This window comes from Peredibacter starrii, assembly GCF_034259205.1.
GTDB classification, from domain to species: Bacteria; Bdellovibrionota; Bacteriovoracia; order Bacteriovoracales; family Bacteriovoracaceae; genus Peredibacter; species Peredibacter starrii.
Map to the genome: position 1 here is coordinate 3,652,940 of NZ_CP139487.1, position 25,170 is coordinate 3,678,109.

The following is a 25,170-nucleotide window of genomic DNA, read 5'->3' on the forward strand; positions in this document are numbered from 1 at the left end:
GGCAGGAATTTCCTAGCCGCGATTAGTAACGGTTCCCGCGGTATCCGCCAGAACGACCGCCGCGATCGCCCCCACGGTTGCCCCCACGATATCCGCCGCCGCCGAAACCACGACCGCCGCCTCCACCCGCAGGTGCAGTAGCAAGTTCGATAGAAACGCGACGATTACCGAACATCTCACCTTTGATGTTCATGATAGCGTCTGTGAATTCCGAAGAAGCTTCAAGGAAAGCAAACTTCTCTTTAGTTTCAATACGACCGATGTTACGGCCAGCAACGCCTGATGCACTTGAAACGAACTTAAGAAGCTCGCCTGCATTTGCTCCATCCATTGTTCCAAGGTTGATGAAGAAACGCTGCATACCAGTTTGTACACGGGCACCTTGCTGGCGCTCGCCACCCTGACCGCGTGGAGCTACATCAATTTCCTGTGCCTTCTGGTAACGCTTCAATGTGTTTTCGAACATGAAACCGTAGATACCCTTGATGATCTCTTCTTTATCAAGCTCATCGAACTTGGCCTTGAAAGCATCGTAATGAAGAACTTCTTCATCATGGAAAGATTCAATATGGTCTGTGAAACGCTTCAATGATTTCTCAAGAATTTTCTCGCGAATTTCATTCACTTTCGGAAGGAATACGCGTTCAATTTTTGCTTTTGTAAGACGCTCGATCTGACCTACGCGACCTTGCTCATTTGGCTCGATGATTGAAAGTGAAACACCTTTCGAACCGCCACGACCTGTACGACCAATACGGTGAACGTATGATTCGTTGTCTTGAGGAAGACCGAAGTTAATTACGTGAGTAAGGTTGTTCACATCGATACCGCGAGCAGCAACGTCAGTACAAACTAGAAGGTTAATTTTCTTCTCTTTGAACTTTTTCATCGTCATATCACGAGCGGCCTGATCCATATCTCCGTGAAGAGCGTCAGTTGGATAACCGCGAGCATTTAATTCATCAGTAAGTTCTTTTGCACCGATCTTCGTACGTGTGAAGATGATCGCGTACATATCATCAGAGAAATCCATATAACGGCAAAGTGCTTCAATACCGTTTTCACGACGAACCACAACTGCTTTTTGTTCTACTGTATCAGCAGTAAGAACTTTCTTCGTTACACGAACAGTTACCGGGTTTGAGAACTCACGGTTAACTAGATCAGAGATTGGCCCTGGAAGAGTTGCAGAGAACATCCAGATTCTCTTTTCAGGGATTGCATCGATGATCGCTGTAACGTCATCAAAGAAACCCATATCAAGCATTTCATCTGCTTCATCTAGAATTACGAATTTAGTGGCATCAAATTTAAGAACACCACGATCGATAAGATCCATCACGCGTCCTGGAGTACCAGCAACAACCTGAGGTTTTTTCGATTTGAAGTCTTTAATTTGAAGACCAACAGAAGTACCGCCGTAAACAGACATTGAACGGATTGGTTCGAATGCCGAAAGCTTCTGGATCTCTTCGTTGATTTGGTTAGCAAGCTCACGAGTTGGAGCAAGAATGATGGCCTGAAGTGCCGGCGATTTGAAATCTAATTTTTCAAGTAGTGGAAGAACGAAAGCAGCTGTTTTACCAGAACCTGTTTGCGCTTGACCGATAAAATCAACATCCCCTTGCATCAGCACAGGGATCGCTTGAGTTTGGATTTCAGATGGATTTTCGAATCCCATCTTGGCGATAGCTTTGAGTGAAGACTCTTTGAGTCCTAGATCATTAAAAGACATGCGTTTTCTCCTTTCGAGAAAAGATAAGTATTATGCGCTTTTTGAATGTAGTGAGGCCTGGTCCTATTGGTCTCTAACAACTGCCCTGAGAACCACTTAGACCTAAGAAATAGACGATAGATCCGGGTGGGAACAAGGTACAAAATAAACGACTGATGACCATTTATCATTAAGTAGTAGCATTTGTAAATAGCGCGTTATGAAACTTAAGAAAAACCTACCTTTTTAGAGTGATATCCATAAGTTGTATCTTAAGTTTGTATGTCGAATTTACAATATTTCAATTGAACGCCATTCAAAAACACTTACTATAATTTTCATGAGATTCATTTTTATCAATTTGCTCGCGTTTGTGATCACACTTACATCAGTGATCATCGACTCTAGTTCAGTTGAATTTCATTCAGAACAACTTTCCGGCATTCATCAAGCTTCTTCCTGGCAAACCGACTCACTCCGAAATACAGATCACAAACATTCAGAGCGAACAGTTCATATCGCCCAGGACTTCATTCCAATCGTGGTAATCGCCGAATCCGTTTCGGCAGACATCGATTTTCTACACTACCTACCCATTTACGGGCAGGCCCGCCAAAAAGAATATTTCCTTCTGATTTAGAGATTCTCTTCTAAGAATTTTAATAACTGAAATCAAGGAAGATTTATGCAATTAAGTTCACTTGATGTGGCCGTTGTTATGGCCTACATCGTTCTGATCTTCTCTATTGCGGTTGGTGCGAATGTGTTCATGAAGAAACATTCACTCGCAAAACGAAGAGGCGGATTAAAACCAATCGAGAATCACTATCTCGCAGGAAGAAGTATTACTTTCTGGGAAGCGACTCTATCGATTATTGCGACTGAATTCTCCGCAATGGCATTCCTGATCATTCCGACCTACGTTTATTTCGATAACATGAACTACTTGAAATTTGTGATTGGCGCTTGCTTAAGTCGCTCTTTCATTTCCTGGTATTTCATTCCTAAAATTTATGGAAAAGGTCTGACGATCTTTGAGGCCCTTGCTCGTGGGATTCACGGTTATAGCGATATTAGACAAGAAGGTCTTACCGGCAAAAGGACCTTTGCCTTTTTTTATATCTTTACCAAGCTAGTTGGAGTCAGCGTAAAACTTCTTGGCGGTTCAATTCTTATCTCTGAATTCTTTGGCATTTCCGTTTTCATGGCGATGATCATGATCTCTCTCATGACTTATCTTTACATCATGCTTGGTGGTCTCAAGGCGGTGGTGAGAACAGACATGCTTCAGGCCACAATTTTTATTCTTGGCGGTTTCATGGCCCACTACGTGGTGGGAAAAATGAGTAACCTCACATGGGGAGAACTCGCCATGTTTGGTCTTGAAAATGGAAAGTTTAATCTCTGGATGGACGGCGGCGGTTTCGTGAGCTTCCTCTACGGGATCATTGCTGGCGCAATTTACGATGCTGCCACTCACGGAGTGGATCAAGATCTTACTCAAAAATTTCTTGGCGCCAGGGACGTAAAGACCGCCCAGCAAGCACTTGCCTGGTCTTCAATTGGATCACTTCTGGTAAATCTCGTGTTCTTGTCCCTGGGAGTTATCATCTGGGCCTATTACACGAAACATGGTCAGACAGTTCCACATCCAGAAAAGATTTTTTCTTATTTGATTGAAAACTACTTCCCTACTCCGGTGAAGGGCCTCATGGTGGCCAGTATTCTGGCGGCCAGCATGTCGACTCTTGATTCATCGATCAATGCCATGAGTGCAGTTTTCTGGAATGACTTGATGGGTGGTGAGAAATCAAAAATGTTCAGAGTGTATATCAATCTGGATAATTTTATTATCACGGTCGCCATTATCATCGTCGCACATTTAGTGTCCCTCATTCCAGGAGCGGTGAAAATCGGGATGCATTTCGCTTACCTCTCAACAGCACCTTTATTGGCATTCTTTATCTGTCGTATGATGCTTTCGAAATATATCAAGATGACCTATTCATCTACCCTGATCATTTTAAGTATCTTCACAAGTTTTCTGGGAATGGGTCTCAACCACTTTCGCTTTGGATTTAATCCACAACTTACAATCATGGTTGGTGTGATCACCACCATCGTCTTCATGTGGGTCTATTCAAAGTTGATCGACTTTTCAAATACACCAAAAGAGAACACATATGAGTAGAAAATTACAATTTCATCTTAAAACAGATGATCGGATCAAATCGGGAGAACGCTTCCGCGATCAGTTGAAATTGATGGCCAAACCAGAGACTGGTTTCATTAAGGCGATTGTCGTCAATACACTTGCCGTAAGTCTGTTAAGCCTTGGTGTTCCTCTTGCCATTCAGGTAATCATTAACAACATCGGCGTGAGAACCATGACCCAGCCCCTGGTGGTCCTGTGTCTGCTTCTCCTTTTTATTCTTTCTTGTAGCGGAACTCTACAAGCGATTCAGACCTATACGGTTGAAATTCTGCAAAGAAGACTTTTTGTAAGATACGGTCTGATTATCTCAGAGCGTTTGACCTGGTATCAGGACAAGTACTTTAAAGAAGCAAATTCTCCGGATCTTATTAACCGCTACTTTGACATCATCATTATGCAATCAAGCATGGTGACATTCTTCGTAAGTGGTTTTGGTTTTATCATTCAGTTTTTAATTGGATTTTCTCTTCTTGCTTTCTATCACCCCTACTTTCTTGGTTTCGCTGGATTCATGACTCAATTTCTGTTCATCAACTGGATGCTCTTCGGTCCGGATGGTGTCAAGGCCGGCTCTCCTGAAGCAGATGGGAAATATGAAGTTGTCAGTTGGGTAGAAGAACTATCAAGAGTGCGAAACATCTTCTCCTCTGATAATGGGAAAGACTTTTCTAGCAGCAAAATGACTCACCTGTTTAACCGTTGGTTAGAGGTGAGAAATAATCTTTTCAACTTTCAGTTCCGCCAGCATATCGGTCTTCAGATCTTTGGTGTCGTGATGAACGTTTTACTTTTAGGAATGGGCGGTTTCCTGGTTCTTAATGGTGAATTATCCGCCGGCCAGCTTGTTGCTGCCGCACTTGTTGTAAACAGTATTATTGCAAGTCTTCCAAATCTTCAGAATTTTTTCTTCAGTGTATATAACTATTCGACGGCACTTGATATGACGGCCCGCTTTTACGACTATCCACTGGAAAAAGTAAAAGAAGATGTTCAGTCACCTAAAAGTTATGATTTTTCATTTGAAAACCTTAAATTCGAACCAAACTATGAATTCAATTTTAGTTACAAAGAAGGGACTAAAAATTTAATCCTGGTTAAGAGTTTTTCTTCTATTCAACTTTTTTACGAAGCATTGATGGGCTTTTCGGAGCATTCGGAAGGAAAGATCAAGTTCGACAATCTCCTGGTGGATGATGTCGATATCGGAGAAGTAAGAAACCACATCATGATCGTTCGTCATGATCAGTTTTTCGCTGGGACGGTAAAAGAAAATCTCATTGGCCTTGGAAACAAGAAGTTCACAGCGACTGAGATTGATGATGTCCTTGCTCGAGTGGGACTTACGGAAAATATCGCCAAGTTACCATTAGGCATTGATACCCCTATTCGTCCAAATGGATTTCCATTTTCAAAGTCTCAGCTCCTCGCGATTCAATTTGCCCGAGCACTTCTTTTGAAACCAAAGATTCTATTGGTGACACCTGACTTTGAGCAGATTTCAACCTTCAAACGTAAACTGGTTTATAAAGAGCTGGTTGACCGCAAGCATGACTGGACTCTCCTCTTTTTCACTCAGCGTTTTTACAAGGGTGACTTCGATCGCTACACCGTTTTTGAAAGGTCTTCTATGAGAGACATTAAGGGCGAAAGCGAGCTTCTGAAGGAGATTGAAAACTATGGCTAAATTAGAAAAGAAAAATACTGATCCGGTCTCGGCATACGCCAATATACCGGACACGTATGAAGAAATTTATGCTGAAACTCCGAAGAAAATGCTTCAGCTTCATGATTTACCTGAACCCGCAAAACTAGTCACACGTCTGATTGTTGTGTTCTTTCTGTTCATGATGGTGTTTTTGATCGCCATTCCCTGGCAGCAAACTTCAGATGGCTCAGGCAAGGTGATGGCCTACCTTCCTCAAGACCGTGTTCAAAACATTCACGCCACAGTAACGGGACGAATTAAAAAGTGGTTTGTGAAAGAAGGTTCATTCGTTAAGCAAGGTGACCCAGTCATGGAACTGGTGGACATCGATCCAAACTATATGTCTCGCTTGAAAGTTGAATTTGAGGCCGCGAAAAGTCAGTACGAAGCGGCCCAGGCAGTGGTGAAGACAGCAAAGTTTGATTATGACCGACAGACTGATCTTTATAACAAAGGCATCAGTTCACGTAAGGACATGGAACAAGCAATCATTGCTTATAAGACGGCCCAATCTGAAGAGGCCCAGGCACTTGCTAATTTCACCCAGATGCAATCCCGCTTCTCACGTCAGGAATCGCAGCTTGTTCTGGCACCTACTGACGGAACAATCGTCAGACTCCTAGTCGGAACCAGCTCAGTGGTAGTCAATCAAGGTCAAGTGGTCGCCATTTTCGTTCCGAAGAGCAGCCAACTTTCTGCTCATATTTTCATCCGCGGTAACGATCTTCCTCTTGTGTATGAAGGCCGTAAAGTGCGCTTACAGTTTGAAGGATGGCCCGCCATTCAATTCTCCGGCTGGCCTTCGGTGGCAGTTGGAACTTTCGGTGGTGTTGTGAGTTTTGTGGATCAGACAGCTACTCCAGAAGGACTGTTCCGCGTAATTGTTCTTCCTGAAAAGGGAGAGAAGTGGCCCGAGTCCCGCTTTATTCGCCAAGGAACAAGAGTCAATGGCTGGATCCTTCTTAACAACGTAGCTCTAGGTTACGAGTTATGGAGACAGTTCAATGGTTTCCCTCCATCTCTGGATGCGGCACCAGGAGCGCTTGAAACCTCGACCCAAGAGATTCCGGAGTAAGTACCATGAAGTATTTTTTTATTTTGATGATAAGTGTTCCGGCCTTCGGGGCCATCTCCCCTACTGTAGTTAAAGATAGCGCACTTAAATATCATCCCACAGTTATTGCAGCACTCGAGAAAATGCGTGCAGGAGAAGAGGCCGTCAGAGGTGCACGTGGTGCCTTCGATACGCGAATTGTTTCAGATTATAGAAGACAAACGAAACATGATTGGAACAGCACCGTCTCGAGAACTTTCCTCGAGAAACCTTTAAGGGTCGCCAATTCCAAAATCTACGCTGGCTCTGAGCAAATCAGCAATGCCAACGGTAAATTTTCTCCCGTCTACAATACCGGAAACCCGGTCTCTACTGGCCAGGTTGGAAATTACTCTGTTCTCGGTTTGAAATTATCTTTGTGGAAAAACTTCTTACTCGATCCCGATCGCGCCCGATTTAAAAATGCTAAGTACGAAGCGAAAAGAGTTGAGGCCGAAAAAAGATTGACCGATCTCGACATTGGAAGACTGGGTCAACTTGCCTATTGGGAATGGGTCACGGCCAACAAAGTGAAGAACGTTTACGAGGAACTTCTTAAGAATGGTGAAACTCGTAATGAGTATCTGATGGACCGTAGTGCTAAAGGCGACACCGCAAAAATCGTTGTGACTGAAAATGAGCAATACGTGGCCAATCGGAAAGGCTCACTTCAGGCTGCAAAAGAACGTCTGCTTCGTGCTGAGTATGCTCTTTCTCTTTTTTACCGAGATGAAAATGCTCTACCAATCATTCCAAGTTCAACTGAGGCCTATGAAGATTATCCAATCAAGCTCTCTGCGCTCATGGAAAATCTTGATCTGAATTCCAACATTGATGAGCTGATGAACAAGCGACCTGATTTGAAAAATCTTGCACTGAATGTTGAAAAAACTGACGTAGACCTTGAACTCGCCAAACAAGACTTAAAACCGCAGATTGATGTCACCACTGAATACTATCAAAGAACTCAGGCCAACATCACAATGCCTCGAGATTATTTGATGGTACTGGCACAAATCAATGTCCCTATCGAAAGAAATTTGGGTAATGGTAATATTGCCGCCGCTCGCGCTCGTAAGATGGTGGCACAAAGTGAAATGACTCTTGGACAACAGTCTTACAAATTTGAAGTCATGGCCCTGAGGCAATCACTTCATTTGCGTTTAGAGCAAGTCGCCCAATCAGAAATTGAATTCACCAAGGCAAAAGAACTCGTGGTCTCTGAGACCTACAAGTTTAAGTCTGGTGGAGGAAATTTGTATTTAGTGAATCTAAGAGAAGAGGCCCAGGCAAATGCGGAAGCTTCTTTTCATGAATCCCGTCTCGCCTTCATGGACACATTGTTAAGCTATCAAGCTCTGGTGAGCACAGCAGAATAAAAAAAGGCCCTCGAAAGAGGGCCTTTTTTTATGGCGTTTATTTAATTTGATAAGAGATCCAAGCTCCGGCCCAGAAAGACTGATCTGAGAAAGGAACGTCGTTCACGTAGGCACCGATGTAAGGGAACACGTTGAACTTAGGCGTGATGTCTTTTGAGTAACCCACGAATACGTTCTGCCAGTAATCTTTAAACACAGGCTCTTTTCCGTTAAGTGATTTCCAACGACGGTCGTTCTCTAGCATGTTCTCGTAATAAACCTGAACACGTGAAGTATCATCGATCGTGTACTGAACGAAAGGAGCAGTATAGATACGCATACGAGTGTAGTTATAGCGGTCATCGTAGATCCAGTTACGGAATTGACCGAAGATACCAACCTGCCACTTCTTATTGATGTCATATGTAGGAAGGTAACCAAGTTCAATTTGGTGAGTTGTTGAACCTAGACCACGGTTCCCAGAGTTACGAGAAGCACGGCTCACCGGCATACGCATACCAGGACGAATCCATAGATTGAATTTTTTATCTGTTGATGAGTAAACCACACCTTGGAAACCCACGAGGAAGTCTTCAAGCTCAATAAAAGATCTGTCTTCCGGAGCTTTCATATCAGTAGGAGACGCAAGCGGAGTCATGAAACGTGGGTTAACCACGAAATTCATTCTCGCACCAAAGTTATAGTTGAAGCTGATTTGATGCCATAAGTTAGTTGGCCACGTATCTTGGTTTTTCTTCTCACCGCTTGGTGCTTGTCCCCACTCAGGAGAAATAGCAGCGTTTCTCCACTGCCCCTTACCCATATCACGGAAGGTTGGAGTTGTTAGAACTCCGAAGTAACCAATACGAAGACGATCTGAGAACTTTTTGAAACTAGTTTTCTCGATGACCTCTGTAGTAGAGATCACAGAAGTCTGCTTGTTTTGTGCCGAGGCAACAGAGACCATCAGGACAAAAAATGAGAGCCCAAAGAGAAAAGAACTTTTCATAGTGATGTTGCCTTCCTTACAATCATTAAATTTTTTTCAATAACTTCGATTCTAAGCAAATTTGTCTAGAATCTCAAAGTATATTCGATTCGTCTCATGTAGATTAAGGTATGACAATAATAATTTTTCGTGGTGCAAAATTGGCACCGGGAGATGTTAGATGAGTAGTGAAAAGCAACAAATTCTTACTTCGTTTTTTCAGTCATTGGAGAAGATGGAGTCAGAGGACATGATGGCCATGGTAGAAAAACATCTTAAAGACGAAGACGTTGAACTTTTCGTTCAGCACATCGAAACTTTCTACGGCATCACTGATGATGAAGAACTAGGAATGCTGGCCCAACTCATGGTGACTGGATACCTTGCTGCAAAACACGAAGAAAGTTTGAAGTCGACTCTTAATTAAGAATTAAGGTCGAACTGAATCTGGATCCAGAATCGACGCATAGCCGCTAGCTCTTGAAGATAGAACCAAGTGGTCTGCAACGCCGATGCATCATTCGTTTGCTTCGAAAGAATCTTAAATAAGTCTGTCATGGTCTCAGTGATCACGCCAAACTCAAATACATCCTTTAGCTCCTCCAGAATGAACTCTTCGCAATCAGTAAACTGAACGCGATTAGTTTCGTTTTGGATGTTCATTTCAATTCCCGCTGAAGTCACAAGTGTTTCAAGGGATTGAAAGTTTCTGATGGCGAGCTCGCGATCCCCGAGAGGTCCAAGTTTAATTGTATCATCAGAAGCGACCGACATCGTGAAGGACAGTTGGAAGCCTTTTTGTTTCTTCGTCAGCCACCAACTAAACCCCGGATCAGAGATATTGCACATCATTTCCTCATACATAGGGAAACGACGGTTATGAATCTGATCATGAATGATTTCCGCCTGAGAGGCCTCTTCAACAATGAAGAACTTCAAGCGATGACTCAAATCTTCTACTCCACCTTCTAAAAGGCGAAGGCTCGGGTAATCTTCCGGCTTTTCTAAAATCTGAATATAGTCTTGGCGGATGTTTTGCGAAACGAAGGTACGTACCACGAAAACCGATTTGGTTTTCTGAACGTGATAAATGATCCCCGGCCCTTCCGGAAACTCACTTCCCTCTTCTTGAGGAAGTTCTTCCTGGAAATACCCTTGCATCTCTTCAATAGAGACAGGATCCATCAACTCCCGGTCGGAACCGAAGTTTGTGTCAAAATGCTTGAACGTTTCGTTCACTAAAAGTTCGATCTCATCCATGAAGACCTCACAGTAAGTACATTAGTATTTGAACCAAAATAATGATGATCATCGGAGAAGGATCAAGCGGAATGTCCTTCGGAAGCATTTCACGAATGGGTCTCTGAGGAGCATCTGCAATTTTATGCAGGATCTGCGCCCACTGCTGACGACGTACATCTGGGAAGTAACTCAAGATGACATCGGCAATAATGATGTAAATGAAAAGCTGTAGTAAATGATGAATCATTACTTAACATTTTGAAGTGAAGAGAGAGGAATGAAAAGAAAAAAGATGAGAGAGTTTTCTCTCTCATCTTCGTTATTCGAATTTGTAGTTTGCCATGATCGAAGCGATCGCGAAGAGAACCAAAGATGCGAAGTAGGCCGGCTTTCCATATTTTGGAAAACGACGAGCAACAACTGCGCCACCGATACCGATAATAAACCAAATTCCCATCTTCACTTGAACCCAAAGTGGCCAGCCACCAGTGTGACCGATTCCCATACGGGCCATCAGTCCCATGCCACCTACCAGAGTGAAAAGGGTCGCAATTCCAGTTAAAATCTTGATGTGTCTGGCGGTTCCGCCATAAAAACTGATCGCAAGTCCTGTGAACAAGATCACAATCGATGTTAGGTGAATAATTTTATAATTTTCGTAAGTAATCACTGTTTCTCCTCTTAAAGCGCTTTCAATACTTCTTTAAATAATGTCCAAAAAGTTTCAACCGATGGGATGTGGACTCTTTCCTGCGGTGAATGGGCACCCATGATCGTTGGACCAAATGAGACCGCATCGATCGGGCCAATTTTATCTCTTAAAATCCCACACTCAAGGCCCGCGTGAATGGCAGTGACCTTGGCCTTTTTCTGGAAAAGGGCCTGGTATTTATCCGCTACGAGGTCCAAAAGTTTGTTCTCACGAACCGGTTTCCAGCTCGGATACTCGCCATTTTTTGAAAATTCGAGACCAAAACCCAGTGCCAGTGCTTGAACCTGATTTTCTAGACCCACGCACTCTCCGCGATCGAAGAATCGAAGTGAACTTTGAAGATAGAATTGTCCGCGAACCATAAGAGAGATTGCAAGGTTGTTACTAAGTGAAACGAGTTCCTTATTGCTTGCCAGATCATAAGCATGAGCGCCATGAGGGAAGGCCACCAGGAAACTTAACAGAAGCTTAAGATCATGAGCATCCACTACTTCTGAGATCGCTTCAACTTCTTCAACTTTAGTGAAGAAACCACGATCATTTTCCGGCATGAAAGCACGCCATCGGCCCTCAACTTTTTTCGCCACTTCTTCTGCTGCTTTGGCGTCTTTTAAAACCACCAAGGCAAAAGCATCACGCGGAATAATATTGTGGGCCTTGCCACCTCTCCACTCTGAAAGCTCGAATGAATCGGCCGGAATTGAGGTGATCCAATCCATCAAAAACTTAATGGCATTTCCTCTTTGTTCGTGAATATCCACGCCAGAGTGACCACCAAGGAATCCACCAACTGTTAGTTTGTAGCTCTTGCCTTTAAGTTTTGCAGGAACCATTTTCACAGTTTTCTTGAATTCGTAATCGATACCACCAGCACAACCAATATAAAGACTGCCCCACTCTTCTGTGTCGAGGTTCAGCATCTTTTTACCTTTAAGGTAGTTGGCATCAACTCCCCAAGCACCTTTTAAACCAGTCTCTTCATCAATCGTGAAAAGAAGTTCAAGTGGCGGGTGAGAAACTGTCTTGTCATACATAAGAGCGAGAGCGGCGGCACAACCGATGCCATTATCAGCACCAAGAGTTGTACGATCTGCTTTGATCCAATCTCCTTCTCTGAAAGTGATGATAGGATCTTGAGCGAAGTTGATATTTCTATCCGGAGTTGCGTCCGTCACCATGTCCATGTGATTTTGAATGATCACAGTTTCATGATTTTCATAACCAACTGTGGCCGGAACATAAACAATCACATTCCCCACTTCATCTGTGTGAGTTTTAAGTTTTAAAGTTTCCGCTTCTTTCAAAATAAATTCACGGAACTTGTCTTCCTTGCGAGAAGGTCTAGGTAATTGATTGATGGTGTGGAAAAGACTCCAAAGGGCCTTTGGTTCGGCCGGAAAATGCTCTGGGATATACATGCTCTACCTCCCGATAAGTCAGTAATTTTTATAGTCTTTTACCCCCAGCTTCCCCCTTTGTCAGCTGTGAGAATTGACAATCTGCCCAATCAATTTTAAAAGGAGGCACTTTTATGTAAAAAATTGGAGGTTTCCGTGAAACTTAAGACTCTTGTTGTAGCTGCGCTCATGGCCCTTTTCACAAGTTCTGCTTTCGCTCAATGGTTCCCAGGAATCGTTCAGGTTTCAGTTCTTCCAGGACAAGTTGCTTTTGTAGTTTCGAACCCGCATCCTCAACCGATTATCTGTAGTGGCCAGGTTTATGGTCAGACTGTTTACGGACAAGTTTTTACAACTTTCTTCATTGAACAAGTTCTTCCAATTGGTGGCTACCGTTATGCATACGTGAACGCAATTCCATATGCTCCCTTCGCTCGTGGATGGGCAAACATCAACTGTCGTTTTACGGTTTGGCCTTATTAAGAATCAAACAAATTTTTTTCATTGAAGGCCCTCGAAAGAGGGCCTTTTTATTTTAATTTTTCTTGAGTGTGCATCGTTTGTTGGTCTTGTTATAAGCGCCCTCCAAACTTTTTTAAACACACACAGGAGTTCTCATGAAACTAAAAGTTTTAGTTGTTGCCGCTGCACTTTCACTCTCAACTGGAGCATTCGCTCAAGCCTTTGCAAACGCTCAGATGTTTGTTAATCCAACTGTTGCTATTGCTCGTATTTACAATGTTTGGGGTCGCCCAGTTCTTTGCGAAGGACGTGTAATTGGTCTAACTGCTCAGTTCCCAATCTTCGCTAACTTCAGAGATGTTATTCCTGCTGGTCAGTACCGTGAGGCCTATGTTTATACAAACGCCTACAACCCATTCATTAACGCGAGCTCAGAAATCTACTGTCAGTAAAAATAAAAAAGGCCCTCTTTCGAGGGCCTTCTATTCAAAAAATCTTTGAAAATTTCTTAGTTTAGACCTTTATCCAGAACGATATCGTCCGCAGTCCCGCTGTAATAATAAACGAAATTATATCCAGCTTCTGAAAGATCATTTGCAGCTTTTGCTGGAGCATCGTCGCCTTTTTGAAGGCTATAAAGAACTACGTTCTGGTTTTTATTTGGGAATTTTGAAGAGAACTCGCTCATAAAATTAGAGCTGTAGTTCATGTGCTCAACGTCCTTATACTGAACCGGAGTGCGGTCAGCAGGAAGAAGATCGACGAAAACAAAGTTAAGACGGTCTTCAAGACGTTGTTTAAAAGCTTCGCGAGGAATTTCGTATTTCATAAGTACCTTTCATTGACAGTTTTGGACCCTTTAAAGATACTGCGAACTCACCAAAAAGTTTAGATTTTTTTCTTCGATGAGGCCGCGTCATATGGACCAAAAAGTGAACTTTCTACCTGTCAGTTCGCACCTAAATTGGGACGAATACTTCATGTTTCAAGCGATGATGGCATCGTTTAAAAGCAAAGACCCGAATACTAAAGTCGGATGTGTCTTCGTGGACGACAATAACCATCAGCTATCCATGGGTTACAACGGTCAAATTGCCGGAATAGATGAAACTCAAATTCCGTGGGGAAATGTTAAATCTGTCCCGCTTGATCAACAAAAATACGCTTATGTCGTGCACTCGGAGGCAAATGCTATTCTTCACGCGAAAGCGGACCTTGCCCATTCTCGTTGTTACGTGACTCTTTTCCCATGTCACGAATGCGCAAAAATGATCGCAACGGTTAAAGTAAAAGAAGTGATTTACCTTTCGGACAAATATCAGGACACGGTTGAGAATGCCATCGCCAAGAAAATCTTTGATATGTCGGGTGTAAAATATCGTGAAATGAAAATCCGTAAGGACATTGTGAACGATCTCTTTAAATACTTTGAGACAGTTATTCCTTAAATAGGAATAAATCATCACCAATTTTTTCGGGCCCGGTCATTTTCATCAACTGGGCCAAAAACTCAAAAGACTTCTGATTAAAAAATTGAACATGGGTAATGTCCCGTTTGTAAAACCAGTTAGGAAACTGACTTTTTTGCGGATACATTTTTGTTTTAATAAATATTTTCCCTGCGGGATTTAAGATTGAACTTAATCGCTTCATGACTGTCTCCGGTTCACCCAGATGTTCAATCACTTCGGATAAAATAATAAAATCGTACTTCTTGTCCCAGATACTTTGATCCGGATGATAATAGAGATCAAATGAATCGACTGAGTGGCCCCTTTGTTCAAAAAAGCTCCCAAGAATTTTGGTGGCCCCACATCCAAAGTCCAACCCTCTCTCACTTTTTAAAAGATGAGGCAGGACTTCCTGAGAAATATTTTGGAGATAATGGTGATAACCCGGATCTTGATCAGAATTTTGATGGGAGTCGTAGCGCTTTTTTTCTTCGGTTGGTGAAATCAAGGCCTCGCGAGGAACAAACACCAGCTCACAGTTTCCACATAAATAGTAAGAACGAATTTTGTCCTGATCAAAGATCGTGCTGCTTTGGTGCTGGCACAGCGGACAGGTCATTCTTTTTCTTTATCGCCGGCCTTAATCCAGGCCGTTACTGAAAGTTTCAGGGCCTGATCAACTGGCATATCTACTTTCTTCACTTTTTCACGCTCAATCAGGATCGTAATCCCGCCCAGCATGTAGCTAAGGGGAATATAAACAGAAATAAGTCCTGAACCTGGCAGCTCTTCCGAAAGATCTTCGCGAGTCACCAAACCCAGAACATCCACACCCATGGCGGGCATCGGAACCAAAACCACTCTTTGCGGTTTATTTTTATCTGAACGACCCGGAATGAGGGCCATCAAATCTTTTAGAGGATTGTAGATCACTTTAATCAGCGGAACTTTCTCCATGGTGTTGGTTAACCATGAGAAAAACTGACCTGTGATGTAATTGTTGACCAATAAACCAACTAAAAAAATCAGGGCAACGGTTACAACAATACCAAGCCCAGGAATATACAGCCATTGTCCCAGCAAATACTCGAGGGTCGATCCGAAAATCGACTCAACTTTTTCAATTGCCCAAAAGAGTAAGTAAAAAGTCAGAGTAATAGGAAGAAGAACAATGAGGCCTTTAAAAAAAATCTGATTTAGGTATTTCATGGAAGAAGGATTATCCGCTATGCTGTTTTTACAAAGAATAGCATAGGCGCGCTCGATGAGCAAAACGGCATCTGTCTCCACAAAAGAACATGTTCGGGCCTCTTTTAAGGACGCCACTTTCACAAGCCTTAACATCGGCATGTGTGAAAGTTATTTTTGTGCTTATATGCTCGCCCTGGGCATTCCGGGAGTCATCGCCGGACTCGGAACAGTCATCCCACAATTTATTGGGGTCATCTTCCAGCTCTTTTCTATTAGAAGTTTCTTTACACGCTTCTCTTTAAAGAAAAGGCTGATGCTTTTTTTAACTCTTCAGGCCTTTTCTATGGTCCCGTTGATCATGGCGGGAATCTTTAAGATTAATTCGCCAGTATTCATCATCAGTATCCTGGGCATCTACTGGGCCTGTTTGCTTTCTTTGAACCCACCTTGGAACAGATTAATGGGTCACACCATCCCGACCCGCTTTCGCCTTCGATTTTTTTCCATCCGAAGTCAATTTTCTCAGTTCTCTGTGTTCGTGGGCCTCATCACTAGTGGCCTGATCCTTTACTGGGCCCGAGGTCATGGGCTTGAGATGCCATTTTATGTTGGCATTTTTATCATTGGCTTCGGATTGAAGTGCCTTTCATGGTTTCAAATCAAAAATCATCACATCGATTACACTTTAGAACCCGGATCGGAGCCGCGACTTAGGCTGCGCGACTTCTTAAAGCGCCTTCGTCAAACCGATCAGGGCAAACTCATCACCTTTTTGTTTCTCTTTTACGTTTCTGTGTACTTTGCTGCCCCCTACTTCAACCCTTTCATGCTGAAGAGGCTCCAATTTAACTATCTGGAGTACATGGCGATCACTTCCATTTCTTATTTCGGCCGGGTTCTGATGTTCCGGATCCTTCAAAAGAAGGCAAAGGCCCGTCATGTGGACAAAATTCTCCTGTTTTCAACGATTGGAATCTCAACATCGCCACTTTTGTGGGCACTTTCACAGAACTACTGGTGGATTGCGGGGGTGGAATTCATGTCAGGATGTTATTGGGCGGGGTTTGAACTCTCCACCATCCTCCTTTATTTCCAAAAGATCGATGATCGGGAACGAACCAGTGTAATTACCTACATTGCCCTCCTTAATACCACCGGGATGCTACTCGGTTCATTACTTGGGGCGAGCTTCATGAAAGTTTTGCCGCCTGGTTGGGATCAGTACCTCACCTTGTTTACCGTCGCGACCTTATTAAGAATCGGCCTAGTGATGTTTGCACCACAGGTAAATTTCAAGGGCCAGATACCAAAACTTATCGCCTCAAGAAGAGTTCTAAATGTGATGGTTCCATCAGGACTATTATCGCGACCGTTGTTAGAAAAATCGAAGAAGAAAAAGAAGTAAGAGAAATGTGATTTTCAGAGGGAAAATGGGCAAAAAAAAAGCCACCCGAAGGTGGCTTTTAGCAAGTCGAATTACTTCTTCTTAGCTGCTTTTTTTGTAGCTTTTTTTGCTACTTTTTTTGTTGCTTTCTTAGCTACTTTCTTAGTTGCTTTTTTTGTAGCTTTTTTTGCTGCTTTCTTAGCCATAATTTCCTCCCAGGAAATAGTTGGTTAACATTAATTGACCTTTCTTATTTAAAGCTTAATCAGATTTTTTACTTAACGCAAATAAAAAATACAAATTTTATTCAACTGATACTTTTTTTTATTCAATTGGTGGGTGCTGATGGTTTTTTTGACGGCCTTCATGCACTTCAATTGTTGTTTCAATTGTTATGCATGAAGGATCGGAAGGTTTAAAAAAGATATTTAGGAAAAAATGAAATCGAGTTCATCGTTTTTAACTTCAACGATGACCTTGCCACCTTTTTCGAGCTTACCAAAAAGGATCTCATGGGCCAAAGGCTTCTTGATCTTCTCATTGATAAGACGAGCAATTGGTCTCGCTCCAAGCTTATCATCGTAACCGTTCTTCGATAGCCAAGCCTTGGCTTTTTCAGAGACTTCGAGCTCTACTTTTTTCTCAACCAACTGGTTCTCAAGCTCCATCAAGAACTTCGAAACCACCATCTCGATGTTCTTATTATCGAGCTTGTTGAAGCTGATCACAGCATCCAGACGGTTTCTGAACTCAGGGGTGAAATAATTTTTAATGGCCTGGTCGCGCTTAGAGGAATTTATTTCCCCATCGCTCAATACTTTGGCACCCAGACCGATTGATCCGGCGTCCATTTCTTTAGCACCAGCATTTGAAGTCATGATCAGGACCACATTTCTGAAATCAGAGGTGCGGCCGTTGGAGTCAGTCAGCGCTCCATGGTCCATAACTTGCAATAGGATGTTGAAAACGTCCGGATGGGCCTTCTCAATCTCATCTAATAACAGAACTGAGTATGGGGTCTTGTTGATGGCGTCGGTTAAAACTCCACCCTGTTCAAAGCCCACATAACCCGGAGGCGCCCCGATTAATTTAGAGACCGTATGTTTCTCCATGAACTCAGACATATCGATGCGGACGAAATTAATGCCCATAATATGTGCCAGTTGTTTCGCAAGTTCGGTCTTACCAACACCAGTTGGACCGGTGAAAAGGAAGCTCGCGATCGGCTTATCAACATTACCAAGGCCCGATCTGTTCAAGATAATCGCATTTGAGACCTTATCGATGGCCTGATCTTGACCATAGATCATCATTTTCAGATCACGATCAAGATAACGAAGCTTCTCTTTTTCGTTCATTGAGATAGATTTCTGCGGAATTCGCGCGATCTTCGAAATAATGAACTCAATATCCTGAAGATTGACCTCTGAACCTGTTCCACGATCCGGTTTCAAGCGGATGTAGGCACCTACTTCATCGATCACATCAATGGCCTTATCAGGCAGTTTTCTGTCGGCCACGTGCTTGTGTGACAGCTCAACTGCTGCACGAATAACTTGGTCTGGATACGTTACCTGATGGTGCTCCTCAAATTTCGATTTAAGACCTGATAAAATCTGAATCGAGTCTTCAATTGAAGGTTCAAGCACATCAATTTTCTGGAATCGACGATTGAGGGCCTGATCTTTCTCAAAATATTTGCGGTATTCATCAAAAGTGGTCGACCCCATACAACGGATCTGACCTTTTGAAAGGGCCGGTTTCAATAAGTTTGAAGCATCCAAGCTTCCACCTGAAGTGGCACCAGCACCAATGATGGTGTGAATTTCGTCGATAAAGAGAATTGACCCTTTTTCTTCATTTTCTTTTTCCAGGGCCTGAAGAACTAACTTTAAACGTTCCTCAAAGTCCCCGCGGAACTTAGTACCCGCCAAAAGTGAGGCCATATCAAGTGCGTAGACTGTGGTATTGGCCAGGGCACTTGGTACTCTATTTTCAACAATTGCTTTGGCGAGACCTTCTGCAATGGCAGTTTTACCAACACCGGAGTCCCCCACCAGAATTGGATTGTTTTTACGGCGACGACAAAGAATCTGAATGATTCGTTGAATTTCATCCTCACGTCCAATTATTGGATCGATCTTACCCTGGCGGGCAAGATTATTTAGATTGGTTGTGAATTCACTAAGGGCCTTCTCATACTTTTCTTCTTTGCGAAAAGTTTCGCCCGGAGCTTCGATAGTTGATTCTTCCTGAGAATTTACCGGACGGTCAGTTGAATGGGCGATTTTCTCAACCACATCAATTCTTGTTACACCCTGGCGCTCAAGGAAATAAGTGGCATGAGATTCTTTTTCACTAAACATCGCCACTAAAAGGTTAATGGCCTGGATTGATTTCTTACCAGAGCTTTGAATGTGGATGGCCGCACGCTGGATCACGCGCTGAAGGCTCAAAGAAATCTCTGGTTGATAAAGAATTCCATTATCTTTAGCGATATCGCGAAGCTGTTCATTACCAAACTGCTTGCGGTTTAATTCCTGAATTTCTTCTTCACTTAATAATGAGAAGTTTGAATCTTCATCCAGAAACCCCGATAGATCTTTTTTAAGGTCACCAAGATTGGCACCACAATCTACCAGTATTTCTATCACCGTTTCATCTTCGAGCATTGAAAGGAGCACGTTCTCAAGGGTAAGAAACTCATGTTTCTTTTCATTTGCCCGGCGGATGGCCCGGTTTAATATCTGTTCTAATTTTTGGCTAATCATATTATTTTTCCTCTCACTCTCATTATACTAGAAGATGGTGACGGTTGGGAAAATGGCAAGGTAATGTAAGGAACTTTAATTAAGAATCACAAGGCTCAGTACTGCACTTTAATGGGTGACCATTTTCTCGGGCATACTTAGTTACTTTGGCAACTTTTGACTCGGCGACTTCGAATGTATACATGCCACAGATGGCAAATCCACGGGTATGAACTTCAAGCATAATTGCTTGAGCTTCATCCGAACTCTTACTGAAATATTTTTGCAGCACAAGAATCACAAATTCCATAGTGGTATAGTCATCATTATGCATGAGGACTTTATACTTACGGGGCGCTTGCAGCTTCTCTTTTTTGGCCGTTGCTACGCCGGATTGTTCATCTTTATCGGTTTCTGAAGACATAGGTATTCATCAGTTGTTAATATTGAGAGGATGCACCAAATCCCCATGAAAGGCAATACTGTGACAGCTGATCCAACCGCACTAAAAAATCGTCTCACTAAAAATGTGAAAAAATTAAAGTCTTATCTTAATAAAAACCAAATTGAAGCTTACCGGTTGTATAATAAAGATATTCCGGAATATCCCTATCTGATTGATGTTTACGGCAAACAGGCCGTTATTTATGAGCAAGGTAAAAAATTAAATGATGAGGAACAAGCAATTCGCGAAAATCACCAACGTGATATCGAAATTGCCATTGAAGAAGTTCTAAAAATTCCAAAAGCTGATCAGCATTTTAAAATTCGTGAGAAACAAAAAGGAAAAGAGCAGTATCAATCACTTGATGCGAAATCTACGGAGTTCTTTGAAGTGAAGGAACCACCTTTCAAGTTTCTCGTAAATCTTGAGCGCTACCTAGATACGGGTCTATTTCTCGACCATCGCCCTCTTCGCCAATATCTTTACAATAATTCTAAAGATAAAAGAGTATTGAATCTCTTTTGTTACACAGGTTCAATCAGCGTTGCTGCTGCTAAGGGCGGCGGTAAAGTTACATCTATTGATATGTCGAATACCTATTTAGATTGGGCCTATGAAAATTTCCTCATCAATGACCTTAATCCTAAGGAACATGTCTTTTATCAGGCCGATGTTCTAAAAGAACTTATTGTTCGCAAAGAGAAAGGTGAACTCTTTGATATCATCGTGCTGGATCCACCAAGCTTTTCAAACTCTAAGAGAATGGAAGAAGACCTGGATATCGAACGCGATCACCCGATCCTTATCCGCGATACGATGCAATTACTTGCTCCGGGTGGAACATTGTTCTTTTCTACTAATAAGAGAAAGTTTGAGCTTCACAGAATTATCGGCGACAACTATAAAGTAAAAGAAATCTCACAATGGACCATCCCTCAGGACTTCCACCAGAGCAATATCCACCGCGCTTTTACTATTGAACGTCACCAATCTTAACCAAAACTAATACCTACTATTAGACACACTTATTATTTTGCGATTTTCAGGGGGCCTCAGCCCCCTCAGAAACCTGTAATAAATACCCAAATTTCCACTGAAATCGCCCCGAGTACCGTAAAATTTTCCAAGTTTTCACAATTCATTGACCTAATGTTTCAAAAACTGATACAAGAGCCCAAATTTTTTTGATTCATACGAATGGATCACTAATTGGAATCAAATTAGGGGGCAATATGAAAAAGCTATTATTACTCGCGACTGTGGCCGTCTCTACTTCTCTTATGGCCGCTCCAAACATCCCGGCAAGCCAACAACTAGGCAACATCGAGATTCGCGAAATTTCTGCTGATCAATTCAAAGCATTCAATGGTGCCGGCATCCCAGCTGGTCTAAATAATCCAGGTCCTATTCCTGGTGGTTTCGTTGGCGGCGGTATCAACGGTGGTTTCACTGGTGGTGATCCGAACCAACCTCAGGGTGGCGCTCAAGGCGGCGGTCAAGGTGGTTATAACGGCGGTGGATACACTGGCGGTGGTTATTATAACGGTTCAGGCGACAGAATCGAAACTGCAGGTCGAGTGATTCAAACTGCTCGTGACTTCGTAGCTCTTGGTGAAGCGATCTACGAACTAGTTCAGAAAGGTAAACCAAAGAACCAAACTGAATACGCTCCAATCAGCGTTGTTCCTCGTGATCCAATGACAAAAGAATATGTAGATGTTTTCGATCTTGAAGGCTTCTCAATGCCGGTTGAAAAGAACTACGTTGCTAACATTACAAACAAGGCCGGAGCTCCTGCTGTAACATTCACATACAAAGTTATGTACTCTTACGGTGGTTCTTATAACGGTGCTGGTAAATACTTAACTAACGTTATCATCATCCCTGGTTCTGTTAAGACTCAATACGGTTGGGACTTCAACGCTACAATGAAACTTTCTGGTATGATGAACCACGGAACAAGAGCTGAACCAGTTGCAGGTATCATGGTTACTCTTAAGTACCAAATGAACTCTTGGTCTGCTGCTTACGAGCGTAACGACACAATTCACATCACTGGTAACGGTGAACTTAAGAGCTTCCTAGGTCAATAATCTCTCTAAAATTTGATTCGAAATATCAAGGCCACCTTCCCCGGGTGGCCTTTTTATTTTTAGAAGTAAAACATCACGCGAAGACCGAGATTCTGAACCCCGTCGATGAGATAGGTCTGCTGGTAAGCACCTACTCCGTATGTTCTTTCCGAGTATCTGATCTCATTAAAAAATCGAGAATCGTCCCAAGGGTATGCCCGCCATTCAAGGGCGGTCTGAAACTTTAAACGATCACTGAAATCAAAAATAAATCCCGCGTCTGCTCCGTAGGCAAATTTGCCCTGGTGGTACTTTTCACTTACGTACGAGGCCTCGCCGTGGGCAAGAACATAAGGGGAAACAATCGAAAACTGAGAGCTAATCCCGTAGCCTACTTGTAACCCTTGAGTGGAAAGATCATGCTGATCACGGCGTGTTTGCCACTGACCCAGCTTGGCCTTCCAGGAAGATACTTTGTTTAGGACGTTCCATTTCCCCAAAGTCATGACATCAATAAAAGAAAAATCCCGGAGCTGATGATTATTGCCATCAGTACGATAGATGGCCTTCACGACTTCCATACGGGTCGCAGGAGGGTAACCAATACTGTTGTCCAAGTAATCATGGAAAGCAAATCGCCATTCAAAATCAGCGAGATTCTTTCCTTCCTGATTTACACCAGTCACCATCAATCGTTTCTGGCCATGGCCCAAATGAGGGGGAGATTTTAATTTATCCGAATAATCTAGCTCGGAACTTCTAACAGGAATTTTAGAGCGTGCCACCAGTAGAGGTCGCTTGATACTTTGAGCACTCTCTTCACCCTTCAGAATTTCCTTCGCAAATTTATAATCCACTAAACTGATGGCCGTATCATAAATGAGCGCTTTCTTCGCAGGATCGGCTTCGATCACTTCTTTGTGATCATAAACCAGGTCAATGACGGATTGACGTTCACTCTTCTTTAAAAGATTTAACTGATGATAAAACTGAGTACTGGATGAAGGCCTGAAAGTAATCTTCTCGACCAGGTTTTCCGCCTCTAGGGCCTTGAGAGTTTCGGAAGGAATTGTGTACAGCCGAGGCATATGCCGATGAAGATTCAAAGATGGTCTGGCGGCTTCAAGAATACTTAGAACGTGATAAGAACAATTCTCAGTTAGAAAATAATAATCAAATCGTGTATGTCCAAGCTCCCAGATATGATCCACCATAAGATCAATTTCATCTTGGGTAAGGTCTAATTGATAACTCCAAAGATCACGCGTTTCAAAGTCGTTATACTCGCGAACTTTGTAATAATAAGGAATCGCATTGTAGTTTCCTGAGAAGAAACCGGTTAAACCGCCGATGGCGAAAAGAACAGGATTTGCATCTCCGGTGAGTGCTCCGTAATTGATTCCAGTGTCCAATAATTCTGTTGAAGAAGAGTCCTGGTTTCTTTCACTGTAAGACTGTTTTCCCAGACGGATGAATGTATGCCCGAAACTTGAACCTGGATTGTTGAGATAATATGAGGAAAAAACCACAGAAACCGATTTGGCCGCAAGACGATTTACAAAGGTTTTATACTCCTTACATTCTACAATTGGCCCAGGAACAGACCTATGTTTCTTGAGCCATCTGACTCGCGCTGGGAAACGGCAAAAAACATTTTTTTTAGGATCTGGATCCTGAAAGTCTACACTTTTTACCAGAGCTTTAAGTTCATTTTCAGGACTGTATTTACCTTCATGGCTGGCAAAAAAACTTTGGTCATCTGCTTCGGACTCATAACCGAAAAGCGTTTCCCGGTAATCACCTAAGCGGAGCCATTGAGGATCTTGCCAATTTTGAGCAAGAGCGTGCAGGGAGCAAAAAAAAAGGACACCCGTAAGGGTGCCCTTCTTCATAAGAGACTTATAGAGCATGAGTACAAGTAGAATTCAGAGAAGCTGAATCTTCAATCACTTTATTCACGTTAACCATAACATGAGTAGCATTTTCTTTAGCTGGAGTGATCATCTCGTAGTTAGATTTCATTTCAGTTGCAAAAGCATCTGTATCACAACCGTAGAATTTCGAAAGTGTGTTCAGAGTATCGCCCTGACCTTTCGCCATGTCTGTAACTAGCGAAGCATAATTTGCTTCAATGTAGTTTTTAATCATTGCTGTTTGTTCAGAAGCAGTTACACAGTTTGATGTTCCTGAAGAGATACCAAAAGTTTGAGTTCCTGATGTGCCGTTTGTAGTAGCAGCTAGAACCTGGTTACCTTCTTTGCCCATCATTTGAGAACCCCAACCGCAACCGGCCATACCATATGGTTTTGCTGCAAGTGCAATTGAACTCATAAGAATTGCAGAAATTACAAGAATGAATTTCATATATCTTTGTCCTTAAATTATAGTTTACAGTTTTCAACAAGGTAACGATCAGAAGTTACAGTGTTGTACATATTGTCAGAAACTTTCATGTCTTCTTTTGAAGCGAAAATTGACTCGTAACGAGACTGAAGTTTTGAACCAAGATAAGCTGAATCTTTACAGCCCATGATGTTTGACATGGTAACGATTGTTTCGCCGTTTGATTTAGCGATGTCGTTTGCAAGAGCTTCACGGTTTGCAGCAATGAACTTATCCATGTTCTTTTTAACTTCTGCAGAAGTTTCAGATTTTTCTTGAACACAATTTGAAGTTCCCGAAGACATACCAAAAGTATTATTACCGTATGTGCTGTTAGTTGTAGCAGCCAGAATTTGTCCGCCGCGGCTCTCAGATTCGCCAAATAATACAGAGCCTAATCCACAACCGGCCATTCCATAATAGCCGGAATCTGCCTTATCAACAGCAGCGCCAATCAAACCTTTATTTTTCTTTTTTGCCTGTTGCTGAGACTGCTTGGGTTGTTGTGGCTTTTTCGTTTGAGCAAACGCAGACATCGACACGCACAACGCGATACCGATTACGAGTAATCGTTTCAAAACTTCCTCCTTGAAGGTAAATAATCTGTAA

The 25,170-nt window shown here is 42.6% G+C and carries 26 protein-coding genes; 12 read left to right on the top strand and 14 right to left on the bottom strand.

What is annotated here, in order from left to right:
• Positions 1-22: 22 nt before the first annotated feature.
• Positions 23-1,735, bottom strand: a complete 1,713-nt coding sequence (locus SOO65_RS18270; protein ID WP_321393807.1) for a DEAD/DEAH box helicase — start codon at positions 1,733-1,735, stop codon at positions 23-25.
• Positions 1,736-2,054: 319 nt separating this feature from the next.
• On the opposite strand from SOO65_RS18270, the gene SOO65_RS18275 reads away from it, so the two are divergent.
• Genes SOO65_RS18275 through SOO65_RS18295 form a run of 5 tightly spaced genes read left to right on the top strand, consistent with a single transcriptional unit; the run spans position 2,055 to position 8,106 of the window.
• Complete coding sequence (locus tag SOO65_RS18275) at positions 2,055-2,354, top strand: hypothetical protein (RefSeq protein ID WP_321393810.1); 300 nt, start codon at positions 2,055-2,057, stop codon at positions 2,352-2,354.
• A 45-nt stretch (positions 2,355-2,399) separates the two neighbouring features.
• On the top strand, positions 2,400-3,905 hold the full coding sequence (locus SOO65_RS18280) for a sodium:solute symporter family transporter (protein WP_321393812.1): 1,506 nt from the start codon (positions 2,400-2,402) through the stop codon (positions 3,903-3,905).
• Positions 3,898-5,613: an ABC transporter ATP-binding protein gene (locus tag SOO65_RS18285; RefSeq protein ID WP_321393816.1), complete on the top strand. Its 1,716-nt coding sequence runs from the start codon at positions 3,898-3,900 to the stop codon at positions 5,611-5,613. Before SOO65_RS18280 ends, SOO65_RS18285 begins: the two co-directional genes overlap by 8 nt.
• The gene (locus SOO65_RS18290; RefSeq protein ID WP_321393819.1) at positions 5,606-6,709 is read left to right on the top strand and encodes an efflux RND transporter periplasmic adaptor subunit; all 1,104 of its coding nucleotides are present in this window, start codon (positions 5,606-5,608) and stop codon (positions 6,707-6,709) included. Before SOO65_RS18285 ends, SOO65_RS18290 begins: the two co-directional genes overlap by 8 nt.
• 5 nt (positions 6,710-6,714) lie before the next feature.
• Positions 6,715-8,106 carry a TolC family protein gene (locus SOO65_RS18295; protein WP_321393822.1) on the top strand — a complete coding sequence of 464 codons (1,392 nt, stop codon included), beginning with the start codon at positions 6,715-6,717 and terminating at the stop codon, positions 8,104-8,106.
• Positions 8,107-8,143: 37 nt separating this feature from the next.
• On the opposite strand, the gene SOO65_RS18300 is transcribed toward SOO65_RS18295, so the two are convergent.
• Complete coding sequence (locus SOO65_RS18300) at positions 8,144-9,094, bottom strand: hypothetical protein (RefSeq protein WP_321393825.1); 951 nt, start codon at positions 9,092-9,094, stop codon at positions 8,144-8,146.
• Positions 9,095-9,254: 160 nt separating this feature from the next.
• Between SOO65_RS18300 and SOO65_RS18305 the strand changes: the two genes are divergently transcribed.
• Positions 9,255-9,500: a hypothetical protein gene (locus SOO65_RS18305; RefSeq protein WP_321393827.1), complete on the top strand. Its 246-nt coding sequence runs from the start codon at positions 9,255-9,257 to the stop codon at positions 9,498-9,500.
• On the opposite strand, the gene SOO65_RS18310 is transcribed toward SOO65_RS18305, so the two are convergent.
• The 4 genes from SOO65_RS18310 to pepD all read right to left on the bottom strand — a co-directional run bounded on the left by SOO65_RS18310 (position 9,497) and on the right by pepD (position 12,445).
• On the bottom strand, positions 9,497-10,333 hold the full coding sequence (locus SOO65_RS18310) for a hypothetical protein (RefSeq protein WP_321393829.1): 837 nt from the start codon (positions 10,331-10,333) through the stop codon (positions 9,497-9,499). The two genes, SOO65_RS18305 and SOO65_RS18310, sit on opposite strands and share 4 nt — an antisense overlap.
• Before the next feature lie 7 nt (positions 10,334-10,340).
• Complete coding sequence (locus SOO65_RS18315; RefSeq protein WP_321393832.1) at positions 10,341-10,562, bottom strand: YggT family protein; 222 nt, start codon at positions 10,560-10,562, stop codon at positions 10,341-10,343.
• 72 nt (positions 10,563-10,634) lie between these two features.
• Positions 10,635-10,985: a hypothetical protein gene (locus tag SOO65_RS18320; protein ID WP_321393837.1), complete on the bottom strand. Its 351-nt coding sequence runs from the start codon at positions 10,983-10,985 to the stop codon at positions 10,635-10,637.
• 11 nt (positions 10,986-10,996) lie between these two features.
• Positions 10,997-12,445, bottom strand: coding sequence for a beta-Ala-His dipeptidase (gene pepD, locus SOO65_RS18325; RefSeq protein WP_321393840.1), 1,449 nt, complete (start codon positions 12,443-12,445; stop codon positions 10,997-10,999).
• Positions 12,446-12,580: 135 nt separating this feature from the next.
• Here pepD and SOO65_RS18330 point away from each other — a divergent pair, with 135 nt between their 5' ends.
• Together SOO65_RS18330 and SOO65_RS18335 are read left to right on the top strand one after the other, a co-directional pair.
• A complete protein-coding gene (locus tag SOO65_RS18330; RefSeq protein ID WP_321393843.1) occupies positions 12,581-12,907 on the top strand; it encodes a hypothetical protein in 327 nt (108 codons plus the stop codon).
• Between the two features lie 134 nt (positions 12,908-13,041).
• Positions 13,042-13,338, top strand: a complete 297-nt coding sequence (locus SOO65_RS18335) for a hypothetical protein (RefSeq protein ID WP_321393846.1) — start codon at positions 13,042-13,044, stop codon at positions 13,336-13,338.
• Between the two features lie 56 nt (positions 13,339-13,394).
• Here the strand turns inward: SOO65_RS18335 and SOO65_RS18340 are convergent, their stop codons facing one another.
• Positions 13,395-13,715 carry a rhodanese-like domain-containing protein gene (locus SOO65_RS18340; protein ID WP_321393849.1) on the bottom strand — a complete coding sequence of 107 codons (321 nt, stop codon included), beginning with the start codon at positions 13,713-13,715 and terminating at the stop codon, positions 13,395-13,397.
• Positions 13,716-13,806: 91 nt separating this feature from the next.
• Between SOO65_RS18340 and SOO65_RS18345 the strand changes: the two genes are divergently transcribed.
• Entirely contained in the window at positions 13,807-14,334 is a 528-nt protein-coding gene (locus SOO65_RS18345) for a deoxycytidylate deaminase (protein ID WP_321393851.1), read from the top strand.
• Here the strand turns inward: SOO65_RS18345 and SOO65_RS18350 are convergent.
• Complete coding sequence (locus tag SOO65_RS18350) at positions 14,324-14,956, bottom strand: class I SAM-dependent methyltransferase (protein ID WP_321393854.1); 633 nt, start codon at positions 14,954-14,956, stop codon at positions 14,324-14,326. The two genes, SOO65_RS18345 and SOO65_RS18350, sit on opposite strands and share 11 nt — an antisense overlap.
• A complete protein-coding gene (locus SOO65_RS18355) occupies positions 14,953-15,546 on the bottom strand; it encodes a DUF502 domain-containing protein (RefSeq protein WP_321393857.1) in 594 nt (197 codons plus the stop codon). Before SOO65_RS18355 ends, SOO65_RS18350 begins: the two co-directional genes overlap by 4 nt.
• Positions 15,547-15,601: 55 nt before the next feature.
• On the opposite strand from SOO65_RS18355, the gene SOO65_RS18360 reads away from it, so the two are divergent.
• Entirely contained in the window at positions 15,602-16,933 is a 1,332-nt protein-coding gene (locus SOO65_RS18360; protein ID WP_321393861.1) for an MFS transporter, read from the top strand.
• 407 nt (positions 16,934-17,340) lie between these two features.
• Here SOO65_RS18360 and clpA read toward each other — a convergent pair whose 3' ends face one another.
• A complete protein-coding gene (clpA, locus tag SOO65_RS18365; protein WP_321393864.1) occupies positions 17,341-19,683 on the bottom strand; it encodes an ATP-dependent Clp protease ATP-binding subunit ClpA in 2,343 nt (780 codons plus the stop codon).
• Positions 19,684-19,762: 79 nt separating this feature from the next.
• Positions 19,763-20,086: an ATP-dependent Clp protease adapter ClpS gene (gene clpS, locus SOO65_RS18370; protein WP_321393867.1), complete on the bottom strand. Its 324-nt coding sequence runs from the start codon at positions 20,084-20,086 to the stop codon at positions 19,763-19,765.
• A gap of 45 nt (positions 20,087-20,131) precedes the next feature.
• Here clpS and SOO65_RS18375 point away from each other — a divergent pair, with 45 nt between their 5' ends.
• Positions 20,132-21,103: a class I SAM-dependent methyltransferase gene (locus SOO65_RS18375; protein ID WP_321393869.1), complete on the top strand. Its 972-nt coding sequence runs from the start codon at positions 20,132-20,134 to the stop codon at positions 21,101-21,103.
• A 236-nt stretch (positions 21,104-21,339) separates the two neighbouring features.
• Positions 21,340-22,200 (top strand): hypothetical protein, encoded by an 861-nt coding sequence (locus SOO65_RS18380; RefSeq protein WP_321393872.1) that lies wholly within the window; start codon positions 21,340-21,342, stop codon positions 22,198-22,200.
• A gap of 59 nt (positions 22,201-22,259) precedes the next feature.
• On the opposite strand, the gene SOO65_RS18385 is transcribed toward SOO65_RS18380, so the two are convergent.
• The 3 genes from SOO65_RS18385 to SOO65_RS18395 are packed head-to-tail and all read right to left on the bottom strand — an operon-like array spanning position 22,260 to position 25,139.
• Entirely contained in the window at positions 22,260-24,071 is a 1,812-nt protein-coding gene (locus SOO65_RS18385; RefSeq protein WP_321393875.1) for an Lnb N-terminal periplasmic domain-containing protein, read from the bottom strand.
• Positions 24,072-24,078: 7 nt separating this feature from the next.
• Positions 24,079-24,543, bottom strand: a complete 465-nt coding sequence (locus tag SOO65_RS18390) for a DUF3015 family protein (protein WP_321393878.1) — start codon at positions 24,541-24,543, stop codon at positions 24,079-24,081.
• Between the two features lie 17 nt (positions 24,544-24,560).
• Positions 24,561-25,139 carry a DUF3015 family protein gene (locus tag SOO65_RS18395; RefSeq protein WP_321393881.1) on the bottom strand — a complete coding sequence of 193 codons (579 nt, stop codon included), beginning with the start codon at positions 25,137-25,139 and terminating at the stop codon, positions 24,561-24,563.
• Between the last annotated feature and the right edge of the window lie 31 nt (positions 25,140-25,170).